Annotated in this window: 7 protein-coding genes; 5 read left to right on the forward strand and 2 right to left on the reverse strand. The window is 64.0% G+C overall.

Annotation, left to right across the window (positions count from 1 at the left end; translation table 11 throughout):
- Positions 1 to 582 precede the first annotated feature (582 nt).
- The 5 genes from D9599_RS29985 to D9599_RS30005 all read left to right on the forward strand — a co-directional run bounded on the left by D9599_RS29985 (position 583) and on the right by D9599_RS30005 (position 4045).
- The gene (locus tag D9599_RS29985; RefSeq protein WP_198385001.1) at positions 583 to 1026 is read left to right on the forward strand and encodes a curli assembly protein CsgF; all 444 of its coding nucleotides are present in this window, start codon (positions 583 to 585) and stop codon (positions 1024 to 1026) included.
- A gap of 21 nt (positions 1027 to 1047) precedes the next feature.
- Complete coding sequence (locus D9599_RS29990) at positions 1048 to 1950, forward strand: CsgG/HfaB family protein (RefSeq protein WP_198385002.1); 903 nt, start codon at positions 1048 to 1050, stop codon at positions 1948 to 1950.
- A gap of 6 nt (positions 1951 to 1956) precedes the next feature.
- A complete protein-coding gene (locus tag D9599_RS29995) occupies positions 1957 to 2958 on the forward strand; it encodes a hypothetical protein (protein ID WP_198385007.1) in 1002 nt (333 codons plus the stop codon).
- A 150-nt stretch (positions 2959 to 3108) separates the two neighbouring features.
- On the forward strand, positions 3109 to 3510 hold the full coding sequence (locus tag D9599_RS30000; RefSeq protein WP_198385003.1) for a hypothetical protein: 402 nt from the start codon (positions 3109 to 3111) through the stop codon (positions 3508 to 3510).
- Between the two features lie 112 nt (positions 3511 to 3622).
- Positions 3623 to 4045 carry a hypothetical protein gene (locus tag D9599_RS30005; RefSeq protein ID WP_198385004.1) on the forward strand — a complete coding sequence of 141 codons (423 nt, stop codon included), beginning with the start codon at positions 3623 to 3625 and terminating at the stop codon, positions 4043 to 4045.
- Here D9599_RS30005 and D9599_RS30010 read toward each other — a convergent pair.
- Together D9599_RS30010 and D9599_RS30015 are read right to left on the reverse strand one after the other, a co-directional pair.
- Complete coding sequence (locus D9599_RS30010) at positions 4042 to 4959, reverse strand: IS481 family transposase (protein WP_232481121.1); 918 nt, start codon at positions 4957 to 4959, stop codon at positions 4042 to 4044. The two genes, D9599_RS30005 and D9599_RS30010, sit on opposite strands and share 4 nt — an antisense overlap.
- A gap of 10 nt (positions 4960 to 4969) precedes the next feature.
- Positions 4970 to 5292: transposase (locus D9599_RS30015; protein ID WP_232481122.1), on the reverse strand; the 323-nt coding region annotated here is incomplete at its 5' end.

The raw sequence follows: 5292 nt of genomic DNA on the forward strand, positions 1-5292 counted from the left end.
AGTGTAGCAAAGAGCGGGTGACAGAGGCCGTGCCTGGGCGAGCTCGCTCCCGGGAGGGGCCGGGCCGCCCAGCCCTTGCAGGTCACCGAAAGTGGGTGTGCAGCACCAAGGTCTCGGCCGCAGCGGCTCCTCTGTGCGGCGTGGCAGGCGGCTGGGATGGGGAGCGGGCACGCCGCCGGGCCCGCGCCCCCCCTTGGCGCGCGGAGTTCCGACCGAAAAGACGCCATTATCAAACGGTTTCATGTAGCGCATACATTAAGCCACATTCACGTTAATGTTATTTTCCCAGATGTTAAGCAACTTAAGAGATCTGCATGCGCAATTCCACACTCCGTAGCTGCAACAGTGCGATCTCATCTCGTTATTTTACAACCTCAACTTGTGTGCCCTCAACTTCGGAACTCGGCAACGAGTAGGCGTCGAGTGTTGCGCATCCTTCGTAGCTGAAACGATTACTTGGCGCCGCTCACGAAGCCTAGCAACAAACCATTGCAACGCGCTCGGAAAGCGGCAGCATACAAAAAGAGACGATGAGCGCTGGTCGCTAAAATACAATCGGAGGCCGAAAAAATGAGATCAGCAATGATGCTGACGGTGTCGCTTGTCCTCATGGCGGCAGGGGCTGAGCCCAGCATCGCACGAGACCTCGTTTACCAGCCGGTCAACCCCGCGTTCGGTGGCAGTCCGCTGAACGGCCCCTTCATTCTCGGGCAGGCATCCGCCAACAACAGCCGTTTCCTCGAAAGCCCGCAGGCGAAGCAACAGCGCCAGCAGCAGCAGGCACTCGGCCTCTCCAATGATCCGGCCGCGCAGTTCTCACGGCAGATCACATCGGCCTTGCTGAGCCAGATTGCCTCCACCATTGGCCAGCAGATTCTCGGTGAAAACGCTCGCAACAGCGGGACCTTCTCCGTGGGCGGCACCAGCGTGAACTTCAACCGGATCGGTGGGCAGATCGTCGTCGACATCAACGAAGGCGCCTCGGGCGGTCGAACTCAGATCACCTTGCCCGTTCCGAACTTCTGAACCATGGCGACAATCCGATCCTTGGCCGCGGCAGCATGCCTGCTCGCGCTCTCCGGCTGCGGCACCTCCCCGGCCACCATGCTGGCCGAGAGCCCCACGCTCGGGCGGCGCACCGAGACAGTCGATAGCCTCCGCTCGCTTCCCGCGCCGAAGTCGCGGCTCGATGTGGCGGTGTTCAGCTTTCTGGACCAGACCGGCCAGCACCGGCCGAACAACAACTTCGCCGAGTACTCGTTCGCTGTGACGCAGGGTGGCGCCTCGATCCTCATCAACGCCCTTATGGAGGCCGGACGCGGCAGCACGCCGTGGTTCCGGGTGGTCGAGCGCAACCGCGTGGCGGACCTGTTCCAAGAACGTCAGATCATCCGCGCGAACCGTTCGGACGGCGTGGGACCCGACGGCAGGCCGCTGCCTCCTATTGGCCCGCTCCGGAACGCGGGACTGATCGTGACGGGCGGCATCATAGCCTACGACAGCAATGTGCTGACGAGCGGCTTCGGTGCCTCCTATCTGGGCATCGGCGCGTCGACCGAGTATCGCCGCGATAACGTCTCGGTATTCCTCCGCATCGTCTCGGTGCTGACCGGCGAGGTGCTGGTCAGCGTCACCACCGACAAGACAATCTACAGCGTCGGCCTGAATGGCGGCGCCAACCGGTACGTCGGCTTCAACCGCCTCCTCCAGATCGAGGGTGGCGTCACCACCAACGAGCCCCGTCAGCTTGCCGTGCGCATGGCCATCGAGAAGGCGGTCCATGCCGCCGTGGTCGAGGGCGCCAGCAAGGGCTACTGGGGCTTCGCCGACGAAACACAGGGTCGCGACTTGGTTCGTGAATACGAGACCACCCGCGACGGCCAGATTCCACCGCAGGTCACCGCTGATCTTCCTCCCGGCGGAGCAACGACCCGCAGTGGTGCATCGTAGGAGGATATGCGCATGTCCAAGCAGAAAGACCACAAAATGAAGAAGCTTCTTCTCGCCGGCGTGGCCGTCATCGGCCTCTCCTTCGGCGCCATGGCGGCCGACAACGTCGCCTCCATCGATCAGGTCGGCAGCAACAACGTCAACACGCAGACGCAGACCGGCACCTTCGGCTCGGCCACGGCGTCCCAGAACGGCGCGCGCAACCAGAACAGCCAGACGCAGGCTGGCAACCGCGCCACGGCCACGACGAGCCAGAACGGCAACGACCACTATGCCTCGTCGAACCAGAACGGCCGCGGTGTCGTGACGCAGACGCAGGGCGGAAACCGCAACCGCGCCACCGTCACGCAGACCAACACGCTGGGTGGTTTCGCGATCCCGGGCACCGGCAACACCGCCACGCAGACGCAGGGCGGCGAGGACCACCGCGCGGACATCGTCCAGACCGGCTTCTCCAACACCGCCACGCAAAACCAGTCCGGATCGCGCAACGACGCCGGCATCAACCAGAGCGGCGGTTTCATCAACAGCGGCAACACGGCGACGCAGACCCAGAGCGGCACCGACAACTACGTGCGCGTCGCTCAGTCGGGCAGCGACAACACGTCGACGCAGACCCAGAGCGGCAACAACAACCAAGCCTTCGGCACGCAGAGCGGTAGCAGCCAGACCCTCCAGCAGACGCAGGGCGGCAGCAACAACTACGCGACGTCGAACCAGCAGAACAGCACCGGCAGCCGCGTGATGCAGTCCCAGCAGGGCGTCGGCGGTACCGTCATCGCCTATCAGGGGGCGGCGACGGCCAGCATCATCGAGCAGACCCAGACTGGCTCCACCAGCTACAACCGCGCCGAGAGCACCCAGTCGAACGGCACTCTCCTGCGCGCCTACATCACCCAGACGAACGGCTACGACAACCGGGCCTTCACGGATCAGCAGGGTCGCAACAACCTTGCCACTGTGAGCCAGAACGGCTCAGGCAACCGCTCCACGACCACCCAGCGCTGATCGCTGGCGCTCGACAGGGAGGAGGGTGCAACCTCCCCCTGTCGAGAGCGAAGCAGCGTCACTACCTCGGATCAATCCAGTCCTACTGCGACTGGCAACTGGCAGGGGAAGATTGCCGTCTTCCCCTGCTGCCCCCTTAAGGAGGCTGTCATGAAAAAGTTGCTCCTCGTCGTCGCAGCGGCCATGGCAGGCTCCGCCATAGCAGCGGACACCCAGACCATGACCGATCAGGCAACCCAGCGGATTATCTCCCGCAGCGGTGGAGGGCAGGTCTCCGACATCACGCAGCAGGGTTCGGGCAACTGGGGAGAGACGGCGCAGTCCGGCGCCAACAACACCGCCCGTATCCTCCAGCAGGGTGTGGGCAACACCTCCATCGTGACCCAAAGTGGCAACAATCTCTCGGCCGAGAGCCTACAGAGCGGCGGAGCCGGGGTCCGAATCGACCAGACCGGCCAGACCGGTGGCATCCGCGTGCAGCAGACCGGCCCGGGCGCCGGGGCTGCGACCATCTTCTCATCGGGAGCGCCTGCAACTGTCACGCCTCGCTGAGGCCGCGCTCGCGGCCGCTGTCGGTCTCGTCCTCGCCGGAAGCGCCAGCGCCCAGCCCTCTCGCAGCCCTCAGGGCCAGTCACGCCTCGCGCCAGCCGCCCGGCCCGCACCCGTGGCGCCCCCGAGCGCCGGGAGCGACACGGGCCCGCAGCGCTTCATCCCGCCGCAGATACGCGCCTTCCTAAACGACCGGCGTATCGATCCGCTGACCCGTGCCTTCCTGCTCGACGTCGCCGGCAAGCGGCAGGAGGACTGGACGCTGGCCGATTACCAGCGGGTCACCGTCGTGGTGCCGGCCCTGACGGAGCTATACATCTCCACGTCCGTCCTGAGTGCCTTCTACGAGTTCCTGAACCTCGATCCCACCAGTCTCTTCGATCCACAGCTTGGTGGATCATGGCAAGCAACCTCGACGGCCTTCGATCCACGCAACCTCCGGAACCGGCGATGCTTCAATATCCGGAATCTCGCGCAGTCCGATCCCGAAGCGGTTAGACTCAATGATCTCCTGAACTGCGGGGATCAATTCGACTAGATGTTTGGTCCCGGGATTTGGTGGTGCGGGTTATGGATGAACCTGGACGGTTCCTCCGCCCAGGCTTTGCAGATGGCTTCGTAGGGCGTGAGGCCACGTAGGGTCTTCAGACGGCGGGCGAAGTTGTAGGCGGCGACGAACTGATCGAGGTGCTGTCGAAGTTCGTCGAGGGTCTCGTAGTGGTAGCGCTTTACGGTCGCCTCCTTGATCGTACGTTTCATCCGCTCGACTTGCCCGTTCGTCCAAGGATGCCGATGCTTGGTCAGTCGGTGATTGATGCTGTGCTGGGCGCAGGCATACTCGAAGGCATGGGCGCGAAAGAGCTCCCCCTTGCCCATGGCCTCTCTGATCTGGGCGGCTGCCGAGCAGATGTTGCCCGGGGAGGTGAAGTGCGTGCCGTTGTCCGTAAGCACCGTGTGGATGCGATAGGGCACAGCCTTGATGAGCGCGCGGAGGAAGTCGGCGGCGCTGCGGCGAGTGACCTTCTCGTGAAGCTCGACGAAGGCGAACTTGGAGGTTCGGTCGATGGCAACAAGCAAGTAGAGGCGTCCCTGCTCGGTGCGAACCTCGGCGATATCCACGTGGAAGTAGCCGATGGGATAGACCTTGAAGCGCTTTTTGGCGGTCGAGGCACTGTCCGGATCGGGCAGTCGCGAGATGCCGTGACGCACCAGGCAGCGGTGGAGCGAGGATCGGGTCAGCTGCGGTAGGCTGGGTTGTAGGGCGTAGAGGCGATCATCGAGCGGCAGCAGGGTGTGGCGGCGGAAGGCGACGACGACGGCTTCCTCCTCGAGGGAAAGAACAGTGGACTTCGGTTCCTTTGGGCCAGTCGGCAGGTCGGTGACAGACCCACGCGCCTTCCACTTGGCGGCCGTCTTCGGGTTCACCCCAAAGCGCTTGGCCAGCCCTCTCATACCAAGCGCCTCAGACTTTGACCTGTGCCCAGGAGCGGCGCGTGATGGAGGCAATCTGCTCGGGCGTGCTCATCAGGGCGGACCAAGCGTGGCAACAAGCGTCGACAATGGCGTCGTAGCTGTCCCATACGCAGTGGCTGAGCAGGTTCTGGCGCAGGAACTCCCAGACGTTCTCCACCGGGTTCAACTCGGGCGCATAGCGCGGCAGCGAGAGCAAGCTGATGTTCGCGGGCAGGCGCAGCCTGGGTGAGGTGTGCCAGCCCGCGCCGTCGAGCACGAGGACGGCGTGCGCGCCCTTGCTCACGCTGCGGCTGATCTCTTCCAGGTGGATGT

Origin of the sequence: Roseomonas sp. KE2513, from assembly GCF_016107305.1 — a bacterium.
GTDB lineage: Bacteria > Pseudomonadota > Alphaproteobacteria > Acetobacterales > Acetobacteraceae > Roseomonas.